This window comes from Sinorhizobium sp. P24N7 (assembly GCF_042436655.1).
In the GTDB taxonomy this organism is placed as follows: domain Bacteria; phylum Pseudomonadota; class Alphaproteobacteria; order Rhizobiales; family Rhizobiaceae; genus Sinorhizobium; species Sinorhizobium meliloti_A.
On record NZ_JBHMIW010000022.1, the window covers coordinates 1 to 17256 of the forward strand.

Annotated in this window: 16 protein-coding genes; 7 read left to right on the forward strand and 9 right to left on the reverse strand. The window is 62.7% G+C overall.

What is annotated here, in order from left to right:
* Window positions 1–176: 176 nt before the first annotated feature.
* The gene (locus tag ACFHWW_RS29545; protein WP_379942759.1) at window positions 177–704 is read left to right on the forward strand and encodes a hypothetical protein; all 528 of its coding nucleotides are present in this window, start codon (window positions 177–179) and stop codon (window positions 702–704) included.
* A gap of 129 nt (window positions 705–833) precedes the next feature.
* Here ACFHWW_RS29545 and ACFHWW_RS29550 read toward each other — a convergent pair whose 3' ends face one another.
* From ACFHWW_RS29550 to ACFHWW_RS29560, 3 genes are all read right to left on the reverse strand, one after another.
* On the reverse strand, window positions 834–2795 hold the full coding sequence (locus ACFHWW_RS29550; protein ID WP_379942761.1) for an elongation factor G: 1962 nt from the start codon (window positions 2793–2795) through the stop codon (window positions 834–836).
* A gap of 118 nt (window positions 2796–2913) precedes the next feature.
* Entirely contained in the window at window positions 2914–3600 is a 687-nt protein-coding gene (hutC, locus tag ACFHWW_RS29555) for a histidine utilization repressor (protein ID WP_234835674.1), read from the reverse strand.
* 189 nt (window positions 3601–3789) lie between these two features.
* Window positions 3790–3978, reverse strand: a complete 189-nt coding sequence (locus tag ACFHWW_RS29560; RefSeq protein WP_324764410.1) for a hypothetical protein — start codon at window positions 3976–3978, stop codon at window positions 3790–3792.
* A gap of 370 nt (window positions 3979–4348) precedes the next feature.
* Here ACFHWW_RS29560 and repA point away from each other — a divergent pair, with 370 nt between their 5' ends.
* The 3 genes from repA to repC all read left to right on the forward strand — a co-directional run bounded on the left by repA (window position 4349) and on the right by repC (window position 8016).
* Complete coding sequence (gene repA, locus ACFHWW_RS29565; RefSeq protein WP_379942895.1) at window positions 4349–5542, forward strand: plasmid partitioning protein RepA; 1194 nt, start codon at window positions 4349–4351, stop codon at window positions 5540–5542.
* A gap of 3 nt (window positions 5543–5545) precedes the next feature.
* The gene (repB, locus tag ACFHWW_RS29570; RefSeq protein WP_379942763.1) at window positions 5546–6550 is read left to right on the forward strand and encodes a plasmid partitioning protein RepB; all 1005 of its coding nucleotides are present in this window, start codon (window positions 5546–5548) and stop codon (window positions 6548–6550) included.
* Window positions 6551–6705: 155 nt separating this feature from the next.
* Complete coding sequence (repC, locus tag ACFHWW_RS29575; protein ID WP_379942765.1) at window positions 6706–8016, forward strand: plasmid replication protein RepC; 1311 nt, start codon at window positions 6706–6708, stop codon at window positions 8014–8016.
* A 456-nt stretch (window positions 8017–8472) separates the two neighbouring features.
* On the opposite strand, the gene ACFHWW_RS29580 is transcribed toward repC, so the two are convergent.
* Window positions 8473–9312 (reverse strand): glycosyl transferase, encoded by an 840-nt coding sequence (locus tag ACFHWW_RS29580; protein WP_379942767.1) that lies wholly within the window; start codon window positions 9310–9312, stop codon window positions 8473–8475.
* A gap of 373 nt (window positions 9313–9685) precedes the next feature.
* Here ACFHWW_RS29580 and ACFHWW_RS29585 point away from each other — a divergent pair, with 373 nt between their 5' ends.
* Window positions 9686–10843, forward strand: coding sequence for an RHE_PE00001 family protein (locus tag ACFHWW_RS29585; protein ID WP_379942769.1), 1158 nt, complete (start codon window positions 9686–9688; stop codon window positions 10841–10843).
* Between the two features lie 23 nt (window positions 10844–10866).
* On the opposite strand, the gene ACFHWW_RS29590 is transcribed toward ACFHWW_RS29585, so the two are convergent.
* Together ACFHWW_RS29590 and ACFHWW_RS29595 are read right to left on the reverse strand one after the other, a co-directional pair.
* Window positions 10867–11397: a hypothetical protein gene (locus ACFHWW_RS29590; RefSeq protein WP_379942897.1), complete on the reverse strand. Its 531-nt coding sequence runs from the start codon at window positions 11395–11397 to the stop codon at window positions 10867–10869.
* A gap of 189 nt (window positions 11398–11586) precedes the next feature.
* On the reverse strand, window positions 11587–12447 hold the full coding sequence (locus ACFHWW_RS29595; protein WP_379942771.1) for a DMT family transporter: 861 nt from the start codon (window positions 12445–12447) through the stop codon (window positions 11587–11589).
* An 81-nt stretch (window positions 12448–12528) separates the two neighbouring features.
* On the opposite strand from ACFHWW_RS29595, the gene ACFHWW_RS29600 reads away from it, so the two are divergent.
* Window positions 12529–13953 (forward strand): PLP-dependent aminotransferase family protein, encoded by a 1425-nt coding sequence (locus ACFHWW_RS29600; RefSeq protein WP_379942773.1) that lies wholly within the window; start codon window positions 12529–12531, stop codon window positions 13951–13953.
* A gap of 211 nt (window positions 13954–14164) precedes the next feature.
* On the opposite strand, the gene ACFHWW_RS29605 is transcribed toward ACFHWW_RS29600, so the two are convergent.
* On the reverse strand, window positions 14165–14884 hold the full coding sequence (locus ACFHWW_RS29605) for a cytochrome c biogenesis CcdA family protein (protein ID WP_379942775.1): 720 nt from the start codon (window positions 14882–14884) through the stop codon (window positions 14165–14167).
* Between the two features lie 3 nt (window positions 14885–14887).
* Window positions 14888–15289 carry a thioredoxin family protein gene (locus tag ACFHWW_RS29610; protein ID WP_379942777.1) on the reverse strand — a complete coding sequence of 134 codons (402 nt, stop codon included), beginning with the start codon at window positions 15287–15289 and terminating at the stop codon, window positions 14888–14890.
* A gap of 211 nt (window positions 15290–15500) precedes the next feature.
* Here ACFHWW_RS29610 and ACFHWW_RS29615 point away from each other — a divergent pair, with 211 nt between their 5' ends.
* Window positions 15501–15953, forward strand: coding sequence for a YHS domain-containing (seleno)protein (locus ACFHWW_RS29615; protein WP_379942779.1), 453 nt, complete (start codon window positions 15501–15503; stop codon window positions 15951–15953).
* Window positions 15954–15968: 15 nt separating this feature from the next.
* Here ACFHWW_RS29615 and ACFHWW_RS29620 read toward each other — a convergent pair whose 3' ends face one another.
* Window positions 15969–17252, reverse strand: a complete 1284-nt coding sequence (locus ACFHWW_RS29620; RefSeq protein WP_379942781.1) for a CaiB/BaiF CoA transferase family protein — start codon at window positions 17250–17252, stop codon at window positions 15969–15971.
* Between the last annotated feature and the right edge of the window lie 4 nt (window positions 17253–17256).

Here is a 17256-nt window from a genome sequence, read left to right on the forward strand (position 1 = left end):
CATCCGAACCCGCTCTTCCATCCGACAAGTCTCGTTAAACGGCATCAAAAGGTCCCCCTCAGATGCCAATCTAACCTGTCGACAATCATCCCGGTCTAATCTGTCGACAATCTACCCGGTCTGAACCTGCCGTCGCCCTCCCCCGGCTTCGTCCCCCTGCCTCCAGGAGATGCGCTATGATCCCCGGATTTTCCATCGAGACCCTTCTTGCCTTGCATGTCGCGGTCAGTCTGATTGGCATTGCGAGCGGCCTCGTCGCCCTGCACGCGCTCGCCGCCGGCCGCTGGCTCGGCCATCGGCACGCAGTTTTCCTCGTCACCACCGCGGCCACCAGCATCACCGGCTTCCTCTTTCCCTTCAGCGGGATCACGCCCGCACTGGTGGTCGGGGCGATTTCCGTCCTCACCCTCGTCATCGCCTTTGCCGCGCTTTATGCCTTCACGCTCCGCGGCTGGGCGCGGCCGGCCTATGTGGTGAGCGCGACATTCGCGCTCTATCTCAACCTCTTCGTTCTTATCGTGCAGAGCTTCCTCAAGGTTCCGGTGCTGCAGCCGCTGGCGCCGACGCAAACCGAGGCGCCTGTCGTCGCTGCGCAAGCCCTGTTGCTGACGGCAGGCATGGTGCTCGGCGCAACTGCGGTCATCGGGTCGCGACGGGCGGCATTGCCGCTGCCCGTGCGCCCGAGATCCAGGAAAAGTGCGTAGCGGTTTTCCGTCGGCAGTGCGTAGTTTCAAAAAGTTGGAGCGTTCGGTGTTTTAAGGAAACGCTGAACGCTCCAGGCCGGGGATGACCCAACAAGCGCCGTATCGATACGGCGCGCTTCGTGCTGTCGGTCAATGCTCGTTGGCCGGCGCTCCGTGAGCGGTGACGATCGCCTGGGCTTCCTTGCCGTAGAGTTCCTCGAAATGATCGAAACTCTTGGAAAAATAGCCGATGCCCTGGGTGGCGGATCTGAGCGAGCGCGCCAGGTCGTCGAGCGCGCTGCCGGGTAGAAGGGCGCGGAAGATATCCCAGCCTTTCGCCGCTTCGTCCCGATCGAAGCCCAGCACCTGGCCCTTCAACGAGGCAACGATCGGCACGAGACTGCCCGAATAGACCGACGGGACATGGATTTCGACGCGAAAGACCGGTTGCATCAGTACGGAGGCGGCCTGCGACAGCGCCTGCCGCACGCCAAGCTTGCCGGCCGTGCGGAACGCATATTCCGAGCTGTCGACCGAATGGTGTTGGCCGTCGGTGAGCAGCACGCCGACATCGATGACCTTGAAGCCAAGGGGTCCCTTCTCCATCGCCTCGCGTGCGCCCGCCTCGACCGCAGGGATGTAATTGCGCGGCACGGCACCGCCCTTGACCGTCTCGGCAAAGGAAAATCCGTCGCCTCGTCCGTTCGGATGGACGCTGAGCTTCACATCCGCGAATTGCCCGGCCCCGCCGGTCTGCTTGCGATGACGGTAATGGACGTCCGAGGACTTCGAAACGGTCTCCCGGTAGATCGGGCTCGGGGGCCGGTCGCTCACCTCGACATGGAAGACGTCCGACAACGTCCTGCAGACTTCGCGCAGATGCACCGGGCCTTGGGCGCAAACGAGCTGCGCCCCTGTCCCCTCCTCCTGCATCACCTTCAGGCCGCGATCTGTCTCGGCGAGTTTCGCAAGGGTCTCGGAGAGCTTGGTCTCGTCGCGTTCGCTCGCCGGCACCAGTATCCGCTCGAGCATGGGGTTCGGGGGGGTCGTCCAGTCGGGCGGAGCGAGGGCGGCACCGGCCGTCAACAGCGACGGGACCGGCAGGTGGTCGGATTTGACCGCTCCGAAGAGCTGGCCCGCCTCGGTCACGCCCGAACCGATGGGCCGGCCGCTTGCGGGATCCTGCAGAGCGCCGAGACTTCCGCCGCCGAGCGTCGCCCCCTGCTTCACTCCGTTCTGGAGAGCGCGGGCAAGAACCGTCTTGCCGACGCTCTGGCGATAATGGGCATGGAAACTGACTGCAAGGAGCGTCGCCTCGTCGACGCCGGCACCCGCGGCAAGGCGCTTTCTCAGCGCCTCAGCGCGCGGCGCCTCGTGGCGGAGCGCCTTCATCAGCCGCATCAGGCCGTTGCCGTGGCCGGCGGAGCCGAGGAGCACCGGAATGATCTTGTTTTCGTTCAGAACCCGTGTCGAGATCGAATAGATCGCGTCGCTGGCCGGCTCGCGGTCCTCGATGAGCTCTTCCAGCAGCCAATCGTCGAATTCCGAAAGGTGCTCGAGAAGCTCCGCGCGTGCCTCGTGTTCGCGCTCCACCGCGCTTTCGGGGATCTCAAAGAGAGAGGACGGCTGTCCCTCGCGATAGCGCCAGGCCCGCTCCGAAATCAGATCGCAGCTGCCGATGATCCTGTCGCCGTCGCGGATGGGAATCTGCCGCAGGATGAGCGGACGGCTGCAGAAATCCTGCAGGGCGGCGACGATGTCCCTTATGCGCCCTCGCGGCTCGTCCATGCGGTTGATGAAGAGGATGCAAGGCGTGCCGGACGCCTCGATCATGCGCAAGTAAGGGGCGGCGAGAACCGCCTCGTCCAGTATCGGCGAAACACAGAGAACACATGCGTCGCTCGCGAGCAGCGCATGCTGCGCATGCGCCAGGGCCTCGTTATTGCCGGGAACGTCGAGCGCGCACCAGGCCTCGCCGCCAAATTCGAATTCGGTGAGGCCCAGTCCATATGGCGTAACTGATTTTTTCGGCTCGCCTCCCAGCGAGCCCACCCTCTCCACGAGCGTGGATTTTCCGATCTGCGAAGGACCGAGTACAGTAAAGCAGCGCATCGGCGTTCCTCCCTCTGCCAGGATGACACTGCAGACAGGATGCCCTTCGACGAGCCAAAGCGCCAGAGATTGGTGCTTTTTCTTGCAAAAATTGCGCGTTAGCAGGAATTGACGCGGTCTATGCGGGCGCGCTCGGCGCGAACTCCGCAATGAGCTCGTGGCGATCTCCGGGATAGGTGAGCAGCACGCTGGTGACCGGTACGCCGCCGCTCCAGGTCCGTCGCTCGATGACGAGACAGGCCGCGCCGACCGCCACTTCGAGCGCCTGGGCCGTCGGGCGGCTCGCCGCGACGGCCCTGATGCGATGTTCCGCGGTGCTCCAGGGCACCTTACCGAGCAGCCACGAGCCCGGGGCAGCGGTCTCGAAGGTCTCGGTCTCGGCTTCCGGCACCGCCGAAAGATTGATCAACCGCTCCTCGAGGCAGAAAACCCGGCCGCCGGCAAAATGGCGGCAGGTGACATCGAGAAGCCGGGACGAGAGAGGCAGATCGATGCGCCCCTCATCGCCGGCACGCATCTTGCGCACCGCTCGCTCGCCGAGACGGTAGGCGTAGTCGAGCCCGAGGGACTGCACCTCTCGCTTGACGTCGTGAATCTCCATCACCGCGGATTGGACCTGCGGAAAGCTGACATAGCTTCCGGACTTGCGCCGCCGCTCGATCAGTCCCCGCTTCACGAGTTCGCTCAGGGCCTTGTTCACGGTCATTCGCGAACAGCCGTATTGCTCCGTGAGTTCGTGCTCGAAAGGAATGCGGTACCCCGGCGGCCAGTCGCCGGAAAGAATGTGGCCCTCGACCTCGCTCAGAATTTTCTGATGCAGTGACTGAGGCTGTTCCTGACGTTTTTCTTCGGTGTAGGCACGATTGCTGGAAATGGCGGGACCCTCGCTCGTAAACGACCCCGTACCTTACCCATTTCGCGCCAAGACGACAGCCCTCCCGCATGTTTCCCGACACATCGTCGCTTCAAGAGAAGGACTTGCGACAGAGGCGTTTCAATAGAAGAGGTGCCACGGCGCCAGGAAGGCTCGAGCCCACTCCCGATCCACTTCGCCGTCACACAGCGCGTTCTCCCGGTCGGGACGGTCGTTCGCCGGCTCCTTGCTGGCCGCGGGTTTGCGGGCCACGCCGGTGCGCCGAGGTGGAACGAGGTAGCCGAGGGTCATTCCGCCGAGATAGAACATGCCTTATCCTTCTCTTATCCGACCTGCCGCGCTCGATCCTGTCACAATCCGGTCCGCTGTCGATAGTCTACTAAAATTATGATCTATAGCGGCCCCGTGGCGGTTGCACCGTCAGGAGGAGATTTGCGCGACCGCTCGGATGCGCGACGCTTCGCCAACGCCAATGTCGGCCGGATCGGTCCGGCTGGACTGCTTGCGAGTTGTCCGCGGACAACCAATGAACTGCCGGATGACAAAACTGCAGCGCTCCGGCAGCACAACCGAGCTTTTTGTTAAGCGTTTGTAAAATGGCAACGAATCGGCGCATAGTATAACTGCGCAGATCAGCTCCCATTGGGGAATTTTGCGCAGTTTTTGGAGAATAGGAATGTTGCAACAGAGAATCCAGAGTCTTGAGGAGCAGGAGCATTTGCCGTCGCTCTTGTCTGCCGACGCTCAGGAACTCGCACACCAGTTGCAGGAGCATCAGAAGAAGATCTTTTCTCCGTCGGCGCAAAAGACGATGCGGCTCTTCAGTCCGGCAGAGGCAGCGGCCTTCATCGGAATCGGCGAAGGCTATCTGCGCCAGATCGCCTCAGAAGGCCATGGCCCGCAGCCGCTGTCAAACGGCCGCCGCATGTATGCGATGGAGGACATCGACCGTATCCGCCGGGTTCTCGACGAAGGCAGCAAGACCGGCAAATATATTCCGCATCGCCGACCAGGCGAAAAGCTGCAAGTCATCTCCGTCATGAATTTCAAAGGCGGTTCAGGCAAGACGACGACATCCGCTCACCTCGCGCAGTATCTCGCCTTGCGCGGCTATCGGGTGCTGGCGATCGATCTCGATCCACAGGCCTCCCTCTCCGCCCTCTTCGGCCATCAGCCGGAACTGGACGTCGGCGAAGGGGAAACGCTCTACGGCGCCATACGCTACGAGGCCCCCAGGCCGATCGCGGAGGTGGTTCGGTCGACCTATACCGCCAATCTTCACCTCATTCCGGGCAATCTCGAACTCATGGAATTCGAGCACGAGACTCCGAAAGCGATGATCGCGGGCTCCACCGAGACCATGTTCTTCGCGCGGATCGGCGAGGTGCTTTCCGAGATCGAGAGCTTCTACGACATCGTCGTCATCGACTGCCCGCCGCAGCTCGGCTTCCTGACCATGTCGGCGCTTTGCGCGGCGACCTCCGTGCTCATCACCGTGCACCCGCAGATGCTCGACGTCATGTCCATGTCCCAGTTCCTGTCGATGACGAGCGAGCTCATGGCCGTTGTCGAGAACGCCGGCGGGCGCACCAGCTATGACTGGATGCGCTATCTGGTCACGCGTTTCGAGCCGAACGACGGACCGCAGAGTCAGATGACCGGTTTCATGCGCGCGATCTTCGGTAACCGCATGCTGCAGAACGCGATGGTGAAATCGACCGCGATTTCCGACGCCGGCGTGACCAAGCAGACGCTCTATGAGGTGGAGCGCTCGCAATTCATACGCGGTACCTACGATCGGGCAATGGATTCGCTCTCCCTCGTCAATGCAGAGATCGAAGAGATGATCCGCAGGGTCTGGGGGAGGAAGTAACCGATGGCCCGCAAGAACCTGATCGGCATTTCCGACAGCCCCCTCACCTCCGAAGACGGGGAGCGTCCGGCCGTCGGTCGTCCGATCGCGGGCCTTGCGCCCGCCCAGCGCTCCAATGGCCTCGTCGGCGGCATCACCAGATCCCTTTCGAACATCACCCAGAAGGTCGAACGGGCGGAGGAATTGGAGCGCCAGCTTGCCGAGGGGCACGCGATCGTCGAACTGGACCCGGAGCTGATCGATTCCTCTTTCATCATCGATAGGCTGGGTGTCGCCCCCGAGGTTCAGGCCATGCTGGTTCAGCAGATCCGGGACCACGGACAACAGGTTCCGATCCTCGTACGGCCGCATCCGGCGGAAAACGGCCGATATCAGGTCGCCTACGGCCACAGGCGGCTTGCGGCATTGCGCGAGATCGGCACCAAGGTCAAGGCGGTCATCCGGAACCTGAACGACGAGCAGCTCGTCATTTCCCAGGGGCAGGAAAACAACGCCCGCACCGACCTCTCCTTCATAGAGCGAGCCTTATTCGCATCGCGTCTTGAAGATCGCGGCTTCTCGCGGGACACGATCATGTCGGCCCTCGGAGTCGACAAGGCGGCGCTCTCCAAGATGATCGCCGTCGTCCGCCGATTGCCGTTGGAGATCATCGAAGCCATCGGTGCCGCGCCGGGTTTCGGCAGGAGGCGGTGGATCGAACTCGCCGATCTCATCGACCGCGATGACTGGCGTCCGAAGGCATTGGATTTCATCGATGCGCCGGAGTTCAAGGCGCTGGAGAGCGATCAGCGTTTCGAAAAGCTGTTTGCCTTGCTGAGCCTCGCCAGGAAGCCCTCAAAGGCGGAAACCTGGATTGCTCCGGACAGGAGCCGCGCCGTGCGGATTCGTGAAACGGATGCGGAAACGACGCTGGCCTTCAGCAAGAAGGCGGCACCGGGCTTTGCAGAATTCGTGAGGAAGAGGCTTGAAGCGCTCTACCTCGAATATCAACGGGAAACAGGAGACTAAACAGAGCAAAAGAAAAAGGCTTCCGAACGACTAGCGCTGCGGAAACCCTTCTCTCGTGTAGCAACTAGAGAATCCCATTTCCGCGAATCAGTGTCAAGCATTTTTGACGTCGTTTCGGCGAACGAATTTCTTTTGCCTTGGAAAAGGTGAAGAAAATGGAACGTGGAAGTGTGACGACGCCCTTTGGGCGGCGGGCGATGACGCTTGGCATGCTCGCAAGTCAGATCGCCGCCGGCAACGTCCCACCGGACCGGTCGGTGGACAAGTGGAAATTGTTTCGTTCTCTCTGTGAAGCGAAGACGGTGATCGGCGTGTCCGATCGTTCGCTTGCGGTGTTGAACGCCCTTTTAAGCTTCTATCCAGGAGCCGAGCTCTCGGGTGAAAATGGCCTCGTCGTTTTCCCCTCCAATGCGCAGCTCTCGCTCCGAACCCACGGAATGGCGGGCACCACGCTCCGCCGGCATCTTGCATGCCTCGTGGAATCGGGTCTGATCCTGCGGCGCGACAGCCCGAATGGTAAGCGTTACGCTCGAAGGAGCCGCAATGGTGCGGTAGGCGAAGCTTTCGGATTCGACCTCTCCCCACTCGTAGCCCGGGCCGATGAGTTCAAAATCGCCGCTGCCGAACTTGCCGCAGCCAAACAGTATCACCGTCAGATGCGTGAAAGGCTGAGCCTCTGCCGGCGCGACATCGCCAAGCTGCTCGAGCTCCTTCGTGAATCAGGCGTGCCAGCCGGCTGGGAGCAGCAGCAGCGGCGATATGAAGAATTGTCCGCGCCTCTCTCGCGCAAGGCATCGGTCAGCGACGTCGAGGCCCTTCACGACGCTATGGCGGAAATTCGCGCCGATCTGTCCAATCAATTGGAAAAACTACTTAATTCGGAAAAAATGGATGCCAATGATCGCCATAATGGGCAGCACATACAGAATTCACATCCAGACTCTCAATTTGAATCTGAACCTGGCTTGGGAAAAGGGTCGGGGAAATTTTCGGCAAGCGCCCGAAGCTGCAACGTGGATCCTGTAACGCCGAAGGCGAAGCTCTCGGAGGTCTCGACCGATGTCGATGCGCAGACCCCTGTCAGACCGGCGCCTCCATCTCTGCCGATCTCCCGCCTCGCCCGGGAAATTCCCCTGCCCGTCCTCCTATCCGCTTGCCCGCAGATCACCGATTACGGACCACAGGGCCGGATAACGACCTGGAAGGAACTGCTGACCGCTGCAATCGTCGTCAGGACCATGCTGAACGTGAGCACGGATGCCTATGACGATGCATGCACGGTCCTCGGCCAGGAAAATGCTGCCACCGTCATCGCCTGCATCCTGGAGAGAGCCGATTGCATAAGTTCGCCGGGCGGGTATCTTCGGGTTCTTACCGCGAGAGCGCGGCGCCAGGCTTTCTCTGTTGCTCCGATGGTTGCTGCACTGAGGCGCGCGCGAGGGCCAAACATGCCGCTTGCCGGTTGACGCCTCTCGCTCAGCGGACCCCATAAGACAGGGATCTCAAGCGCTGTAGGATCTGTCTGTCGTAAGGTTGGGTCTGGCTTGCGACGCGGACCACTCGCGGTTGCCTTGACGCTCCAGATAGGGGAAACTCGCCTCAGTTGGGGATTCGCATTCGTTTGATTTGCCGCCTTGGTGTCTGTTTTTTAACAATTTTGCTTCTATCGTAAGGTATTGGCGAACAAAGCGATAAATCGGCAATGCGGAAGCTAAATCGCCAATAAGTTCCGTCACGCGGACGGCCCATTGCGAAGCTTGGTAACCGCAACGACGGCGGCCAACCACCTCCCCTATTCTCCAATCGAGCGACGTCGTCCGGACGGCCAACCAATTTGGGAACATCGGGACCGATGATATGCAAGTGTCGATCCCTGCTGCCGTTTCCCCAGTTGACAGCTGTCAACAATGCGAACTTTGCCGTCACTCGCGCCAGTGTTCCGCGACCCATGGGCTCGGGAGAATATAGTGCCGGAGGTAGCGGAACGGGCTCCTTTCTCTTCTGTCTGGAGAGAAGAGCCCGCGAATATGATCGATCGGCGTCGCCACCCGCCCCTTATATCCGAACTGCCCGTCTATCGCATGTTGCGGCAGCAGACCGCGCGGAAAAATAACCACGCGTGCATCCGCCGGCAGCTGGGGCGGCAGGAAGTAGTTCAAGGGGAATGGCCGCCGACAATCCTGGCGGAAATGCAGAACGAAACGCCGCGGGAAGAATTTCGCACCTCCTGGCGCGTTGCGCGTCACGAAGCGTTGCTCGAATTCATATTCGTCCGCCACCTGTTGCGGGTCGGCGCGGAACTTCTCCTGCAATGGGACCAGCTTTCCGACGGGGAAGCGGAACAGCGACGTCTGCCCGAGACGCTCAAGCGGCGTCGTCTGATTGCGGGTCATCACGATATCGTTGGGACCGCCGATCTCGAAAAACGCGTCGAGCGATCCGACGACCACCAGATCGAGGTCGAGAAAGAGCACCGGTCCCTTGAGGTTGCCGAGTTCCGGGCCCCACAGGCGCGCCTTGGGCCAGATTCCCTTGGTATTCACCGGCATCTCGACGTCGAGCGGCGGAAGGTCCTCGCAGAGTATTTCCGACCGAAGGCCTTCCCTATTGTCGGTAAAACAGGTGAAGGTGAAAGGCGGCGTGATGTTGCGGGCGACCATCGCGAAGAGGCGGTTCACGAAAGGTGCGCCGTATTTCGTTCCCCAATTTATACAGATTACCTGCTTGACGCCGCCGGAAGCGGCGAGAATATCGGATACCATAGACGCTTGCCTTCCTTGTGTCTAACGGCGCATCCGCACAGCTGAGCCTTGCCGAGGGGCGACTTGCTCCGGTCCGGAACTCTCCCGCTGTGCAGACAGCCGTTACCTTCTGGAGTTCCGGGAGCGTCGGGCGACCCGAGATCGAGGGCGCTCCGCCATGCCGGCCCGGAGTTGACAGCTGTCAACTCCATCAAGTTGGTTGGTCTTAGGCCGGTCTTAAGATCAACGCCGCCGGCGCGCAAGCGTCCTCGTGGACAGCGTGCGGGGAACAGATGTGAGCGGAGCACAATAGGGGTGGAAAACCTTCGAATAGCTGTGCCGGAACGAAGGCGCGTGTTACCTTCCGTTTCACCGCCAACGCTTTGCTTTCAAAATGAGATATAAGATCCCTGATCCGCTCGATCCGGCGCTGCTGCCGGCCCTGATTGCCGCCGAAGACGGGCTCGCCAGGCTCGACGAGCGGGCAGGCCGTCATGCCGTCGCCGAGGGCTTTCGGGAGCGCGGCCAGTTTTTCGACGCGGCGGCGGCCCTATGGGTCGCCGGTGAACTGGTCCATGTCGAGGACCTGGTTCTACACGATTCGCATATGGACGCGCGCGCTCCGTCGCACGAGCTGACCATCGCGCACGCGGTTCTGAGGGCGCGGCGGCGATTGGATTTGGCTGATGCCGACTGGGCCTTGTCGCCGCCCGGGCTGAGCGCGTTGCGCGGCGAGGCGGGTCCGGCAGTCAGGCATGACTCTCCCGACACTTCGGCTTTCCGGGACGATCCGGACGAAACGGATGCGCCCGACATGGCGGACGGTCCGATGGACAGCTCCCTTTCCGACGCATTCGCCGAGATCGATGCGGCGATTGCCCGGTCCGCGCGGCTGCTGGACATTCATGCTGGAAGCGCGGCCATGGCGGAACAGCCCGCAATCGAAACGCAGTCGCCGAGAGTGGAGCCGACGGGCCAACTCGGCCTGCTTTTCGATGACGACTGGGATGAGGCCGCCCGGCTCGACGCGTGGCGCGCCGTGCTGCCGGTTGCCGACCAACTGCCCGCCGCGCTTGGGGCTGCCGTTCTTTTCGATGCATGGGAGCGCATCGAGCCGTTGCGCCGGCAGCACTGGCTCGGCTCGCTTCTCGTCGGCGCCTATCTTCGATTTCGCGGCAAGGTCGGTTCGCACGTGCTCGCCTATAATACGGGCTTGAAGACGATCCGCCACGAGCGTCGACGCTCAAAGGACCGGCTGACGCGTCTCACCGGTTTTCTGGAGGCGATGTCCGCGGCGGCCGAACTCGGCATGAAGGAACTCGACCGTCTGTCGCTCGCCAGGACGCAGATGGAAATGCGGATCAAAGACCGCCGATCGAACAGCAATCTCCCGGGCCTGATCGATCTCGTTCTGTCGCGGCCGATCGTCTCCGCACCTCTGATCGCGCGCCATCTCGGGGTCACGCCGCGCGGCGCCCTCAATCTTGTGCGCGAACTCGGGGTGCGCGAAATGACGGGCAGGGGGCGCTATCGCGGCTGGGGCGTGCTCTGAAAGAGCGAGGGGAAACGGCCGCTTCAGCTCCGCCGCAGATTGAGCTCGCTCGTCACCACGCGTTTTCCTGTCGCCGGATCCACGTCGACAGTACTGAGGCGCATTCCGTTCTCGCCGCGTTTCTGCACGATGAGCGTCGCCTTGCGATCGCCGTTGACTTCCCTTGCCCAGGTGACGCCGAGATTGATGGCGTTGCCGCGGCGGCTCCCGGACAAGGCGGACCGCCCGCCTCTCGGGCCGACATAGATGCCGGTATAGCGGGTGCCGTCGGATCGCAGATCCGCGCTGATCGAGCGTGACACCACGAGCAGACCGCGGCAGGTTCCTCTCATGGCGAGGGCGGTACCGGTCGCATCCGAGCTGAAATTGCACGAGACATTGATCGGTCCTCGGTCGATGCGAAGCAGCACCGTGCCGCCGCCGGTCCATCGGCCCTCCAGCGAATTGAGAAAGGCGGCCTCGTCGGCCGGGGCAGCGCTCGTCTCCAAGGGAAGTATCCCCCCGACGAGCACGAGCCCCGCAAGCACGAACCGGGATATCTTCCGCCGCATCATCGTCATAAGCCTCCCGTTCTGGAGCGGAGTGAGGAAAGGCACGCGGTCTTCCGCAGACGCTCGTTGAGCGACCGGTCCGAATGAAACGGCGGATGGCTGCGAAGGTTCCGGCGGGCCGTTATCGCAACAGTATCACCGATCGGTCGCGGCGGGCAGACGCCGGATGACTCCAGGAACGCTCGCCGGAGGTCAGGCAAATTTTCTGGCGCCGGCGACGCAGGCGACGATGGCGACCGTCGCGGCAAGCATGCCCCAGCTGACGGTTTCGCCGAGCAATGTCGAAGCCAGCGCAAGACCGAAGAAGGGCTGCAGCAATTGTAACTGGCCGACCGCCACGATCCCTCCCAGCGCCAGACCGCGATACCAGAAGATGAAGCCGATGAGCATGCTGAAGACGGAGACGTATCCGAAGCCGAGCCAGGAAGCGGCGCTCAGGCCCGCAAGAGTCGACGGCATGGTGGCGAGCATCAGGGCCGTCATGATCGGAAGGGAGAGGACGAGGGCCCAGGAAATGACCTGCCAGCCGCCGAGCCTGCGCGACAGCTTCGCACCCTCCGCGTAACCGAGCCCGCACGCGACGATGGCAGCGAGCATCAGGAGATCCCCGATCGGGGAGGCGGAAAAGCCCTGCCGTGCCGCGAAGCCGACCACGATCGCGCTGCCGAGGCCGGAGAACACCCAGAAGGTCGGGCGTGGACGCTCGCCGCCGCGAAGCACGCCGAAAATCGCCGTCGCAAGCGGCAGAAGGCCGATGAAGACGATGGAATGGGCGGAAGTCACGTGACGCAGCGCAAGCGCCGTCAGAAGCGGGAAACCGACGACGACGCCGAGCGAGATCACGGCCAGCGATGCGAGGTCTCCGCGGGCAGGCCGTCTTTCTCGGAACGCGAAGAGCAGGCAGAAGGCGAGAATTCCAGCGATCGTCGCCCGTGCCACGGTCAGGAAGATGGGGTCGAAGTCCATCACTGCGACGCGGGTCGCCGGCAACGAGCCGCTGAAGATCACGACGCCGATCAAACCACTCATCCAGCCACTTGCTGCCTTGTTCATACCTATGCTCCCTTTTCTCCGGTATCGGGCTGGATCGCTGGCCGTTCCAGAGACAGTAGGGTACAGTTGATAAGAACTGTCATGGAGAAAGGGCAAGTACGGATGCAGCTGAAAGCGACGAGTGCCGCTGGCGAAAGCCTGATCGCCAGGGTAATGGGCACGGTGAAGCACCGGATAGCCGCGCGGAGTTTGACGCCCGGCGCGAGGCTCCCGTCCATCCGTTCCTTCGCTTTGACGATGAAAGTTTCCAAGTCCACGGTGGTCGAGGCCTATGAGCGCCTTCAGGCCGAGGGTGTGATCCGCTCGCGGCCGGGCTCGGGCTTCTTCGTAGCGGCGCCGCTCGCGCCGCTCACGCTTGCCGAGATCGGCCCGCGCGTGGACCGGGCCGTCGATCCCCTGTGGATCTCGCGCCAGGCCCTTGAGCCGGGGGAGGGGGTACTGAGGCCCGGCTGCGGCTGGCTGCCCCCGCACTGGATGCCGGAGGAAGGACTACGGCGGGCGTTGCGGGGCATCGCCCGCGGCGGCGCCGCCACGCTCGTCGACTATGGTTCGCCACTCGGATTGCTGCCGCTGCGTCAGCTTCTGGCACGGCGCGTGGCGCAGCACGGCATAGAGGCATCGCCCGATCAGATATTGCTCACCGAATCCGGCACGCAGGCGATCGATCTGCTTTGCCGTTTCCTGCTGAAGCCGGGGGATGCGGTGCTCGTCGACGATCCGTGTTATTTCAATTTCCACGCACTCCTCAGGGCGCATCAGGCAAAAATCGTCGGTGTTCCCTATACGCCCGGCGGGCCGGACATCGGCCGCTTCGCCGAAGCGCTCGCAGAACACAAGCCGCGGCTCTACATCACCAATTCCGCCATTCACAACCCGACCGGCGCAATGCTGTCGCCGCTCGTCGGCCATCGTCTGCTCAAGCTTGCGGAGCAGGCCGGGCTGACGATCATCGAGGACGATATCTTCGCCGATTTCGAAGAGACGCCGGCGCCGCGCCTTGCGGCTTTCGACGGGCTCGAAAGGGTGGTGCACATAGGCAGCTTCTCGAAAACGCTTTCGGCGGCGGTGCGCTGCGGCTTCATCGTGGCGCCTCGCGGATGGGTGGAGGCGTTGACCGACCTCAAGATCGCCACGTGCTTCGGCGCCGCCGGCTTCTCCTCCGAACTGGTGCTGACGCTCCTGAAAGACGGCAGCTATCGCAAGCACATGGAGACGGTGCGTCAGCGCCTGGCAGGGGCGATGGCCGAGACTGCCCGAAGACTCGCCCGGATCGGCATCACGCCCTGGATCGAGCCGCAGGCGGGCATGTTCCTCTGGTGCCGGCTGCCCGATGGCATCGATGCCGCCAAGCTCGCGAGGCAAGCGCTCGCCAGAGGCATCGTGCTCGCACCGGGCAATGTCTTCAGTCATACGCAGACGGCCAGCGGCTTTTTGCGCTTCAATGTCGCCCAGTCGGAAGACGAGCGGCTTTTTCGCGAGCTTGCAGCACTCATGGCCGCTGCGTAGATCACGATCATTCCAGGCCCGTTCTAAGGCCTGTTGCGTCTCGTAAAACGCGCGGCGCTGTAGGAAACTTTTCGGGGGCCTGCAACCTTTCCTCGTTCCTGTGACAAGCACAGGAATGAGGAAATCAAACAAGCCGCTGGGGTGGCCAGATCTCAACAGGCCTTAGCCCGCCACCCCGATGCCTGCACCGGAGAAACCGTGGAGGCCCCTGTCAGAAACGCGTGGTCAGGCTCGTGAGCCAGGCCGGGGAAGCCTCGACCAGCGCGGCCTCCAGCTGCTTGTCCACGCCTGTCAGGATGGCGATCCCGATCACCAGCAACACGGCGCCGAATACGGCTTTTGCGACCTTGCCAAAGCCCAGCATCCGGTCCCGCCAGCGGTTGAGGACCTCACGCGACAGCTGGCCGAGGAGCAATAGCGGCGCGGCGGCCCCAAGACCGAAGGCGGCCATGGTCAGGAAGACCTGAGTGAGGTTCTCGCCCCGCGCTGCCATCAGTGACGCGGCGCCGAGGGTCGGACCGACGCAGGGGCTCCAGACGGTGCCGAGCAAAAGGCCGACGACGAATTGGCCTCTCCAGCCATCGCCCTGTTGACCACCGAAGCGGCGCTCCGTCCAATTGCCGATCGGTCCCGCTGCCGTAGCGAACCGAACCTGCATCGAGGGACGGATGAGGACGACGCCGAGGCCGATCATCAGCAATGCGCCGAACGAGCGGAAAAAGTCGAGGTCGAGCCCGATACCGAAGCCGAGCAAGGCGACGAACATCCCGATCGCCACGAAGGAGCCGGCCAGCCCTGCCGCAAGTGCAAGATGGCCATAGCGGTGCTTGCCGATGGCGGTCGCGAGCACGATAGGCACCAGTGGCAGAACGCAGGGCGACAGGATGGAAAGCACGCCCGCGATCGTCGCGAAAATCAGCGTTGAAATCATCGTTCAGTTCGTCAACGCCGATCTGAACAATGCCTCGATCGAGGCCGGGTCGGTATCGCCGACCGAGCGGGCCGTCTCGGAAGCTCCCTTGAAGGCGATCAGCGTCGACTGGCGCTGTGCACCGAGCGCCTGCACGACGTCCTTCTGCTTGTCGAAATCCACCTTGAAGACCGTTACTGCCGAGAAATCGGGCGATGCGGCGAGCTTTTCGACGATTGGTTCCTGGGCGGCGCAGGTCGGGCACCAGCTCGCCCAGATATCGACGACGATCGGGTTACCCGCCTGCTGCGCCGCCTCGAAAGCTGTGGTTTCGAAGGGTTTCAGTTCGCCCGCGAATGCGGTCGCCGCGGTCAGGGCGACGAATGCGGTACCGGCAAACGCTGCCATGCGTGTGAAAGCTCTCATCTTTGAACTCCTCTCATGAGCCGCTACCCACGAAGCGGCCGCTGCCGAGCGACGGCTCGGGACGGGGATGCCCCGAAGCGCCGTTCGGTGGATTCGACAGGCCATGGCGGGGAAACGTTACGCTTTGGAGGAACACAAGATCGTGATCGGCGGCGGCGAAACGGCAAGCGGCTTTCGTTGGTCTCATCCTCGGAATTTCAGGAGGATACGCATGACAAATTCCCACTGCACGCGCGCCGTTGCCGCCGCCTGCCTGTCGCTCACCCTTGCCGCTGCTCCCGCAGCGGCCGGGGAAATCTTCGAGCTGAACGGCGTGGCCATCTCGGGCTACGATCCGGTCAGCTATTTCTCATCCGGCGGGCCCACCAAGGGCTCGCCCGAAATCAACGCTGCCTACAAGGGTGCGACTTTCCATTTCGCGACGGCGGGCAACCGCACGCTCTTCATAGCGGAACCGGAGAAGTACCTGCCGCAATACGGCGGCTACTGCGCCTACGGCACCGCGCGCGGCTATAAGGCGCCCACCGAGCCACATGCATTCACGGTCGTCGGTGGGAAACTCTACCTGAACTACGACGCGGCAATTCAGGACACCTGGCGTCAGGACAAGGCGGGCTATATCTCCAAGGCGGACCAGAACTGGCCCGCGGTCAAGGATCAATAGGCTGGAGGAGGGCTTTCAGGAGCCCGTTCGCCGATCCGGACCGATATCGCGGGGATGCGGGCACGGCCTCCCTTCGCGGATCACGCCCCCATCGCGGTGGGCCACGTCGCTGCCTTCGACCAGTCCGATGATTTCGGCGCGATGCTGGTCGAGATGCGGCGGAGGGTGCTGGTAGGCAACCGGGGTCGCGGAAAGCTTCAGCGGATTGCCGAGGAGACGCACCGGCCGCCCGTCCTCCTGCTCCATGGTGATGACCATGTCCCGTGCCAATGTCTGCGGGTCGGCGAGCACTTCGTCGACACCGGCGACCTGCCCGGCAGGAACGCCCGCCTTCAGAAGGCGCTCGACCCAGACGTCCGCACCATCCGCCCGGAGCGCTTCAGTTATGATCTTCGCCAGGTCGTTCCGGTTTTCGACACGGTCGCAGTTGGCGCGGAAGCGGGCGTCGCAGCCCAGTTCGGGCAGGCCGATGGCGCGGCAGAAGCGCTTGAACTGCTCGTCGTTGCCGACGGCCACCGCGAGGTCACGATCGGCCGTGGGAAATGTCTGATAGGGGGCGATGTTCGGGTGGGCATTTCCGATCCGCTCGGGTCGCTTGCCCGATACGAGATGGTTGGTGGCGGCGTTGATGAGCCAGGCGACCTGGGTGTCGTAGAGGGAAAGATCGATATATTGCCCCTCTCCCGTCGTCTCCTTATGCCGGAGCGCCGCCAGAATTCCGATCGTGGCGTACATTCCGCACATGACGTCGGCGATGCCCACGCCGACCTTCGTGGGCTGCCCTCCCTCTTCGTCCGGGTGCCCGGTAATGCTCATCATCCCGCCCATTGCCTGGATCAGGAAGTCGTATCCGGTCCTGTCCCGATAGGGGCCGGTCTGGCCGAAACCGGATATGGAGCACCAGACGAGGTCGGGTTTGATGCGCGCCATATCCTCGTAGCCGATGCCGCGGCGGGCGAGGTCTCCCGGCTTGTAGTTCTCGATCACGACGTCCGAGATCGCCACGAGCTTTTTCACGAGTTCGACCTGGGCCTTGTCGGTAATGTCGATGGCAATCGATTTCTTGTTGCGGTTGGCGGAAAGGAAATAGGCGCTGAGGTCGCTATCCGCTCCCTCCGCGCCGGGCACGAAGGGAGGCCCCCAGCGCCGGGTATCGTCGCCGAAAACCGGCCTCTCCACCTTGATGACCTCGGCGCCGAGATCGCCCAGCAACTGCGTCGCCGTAGGCCCGGCGAGAATCCGCGAGAGATCGAGGACCCGAATACCGGCGAGTGCGCCTTTTTTGCTCTGTTCCACCATAAAA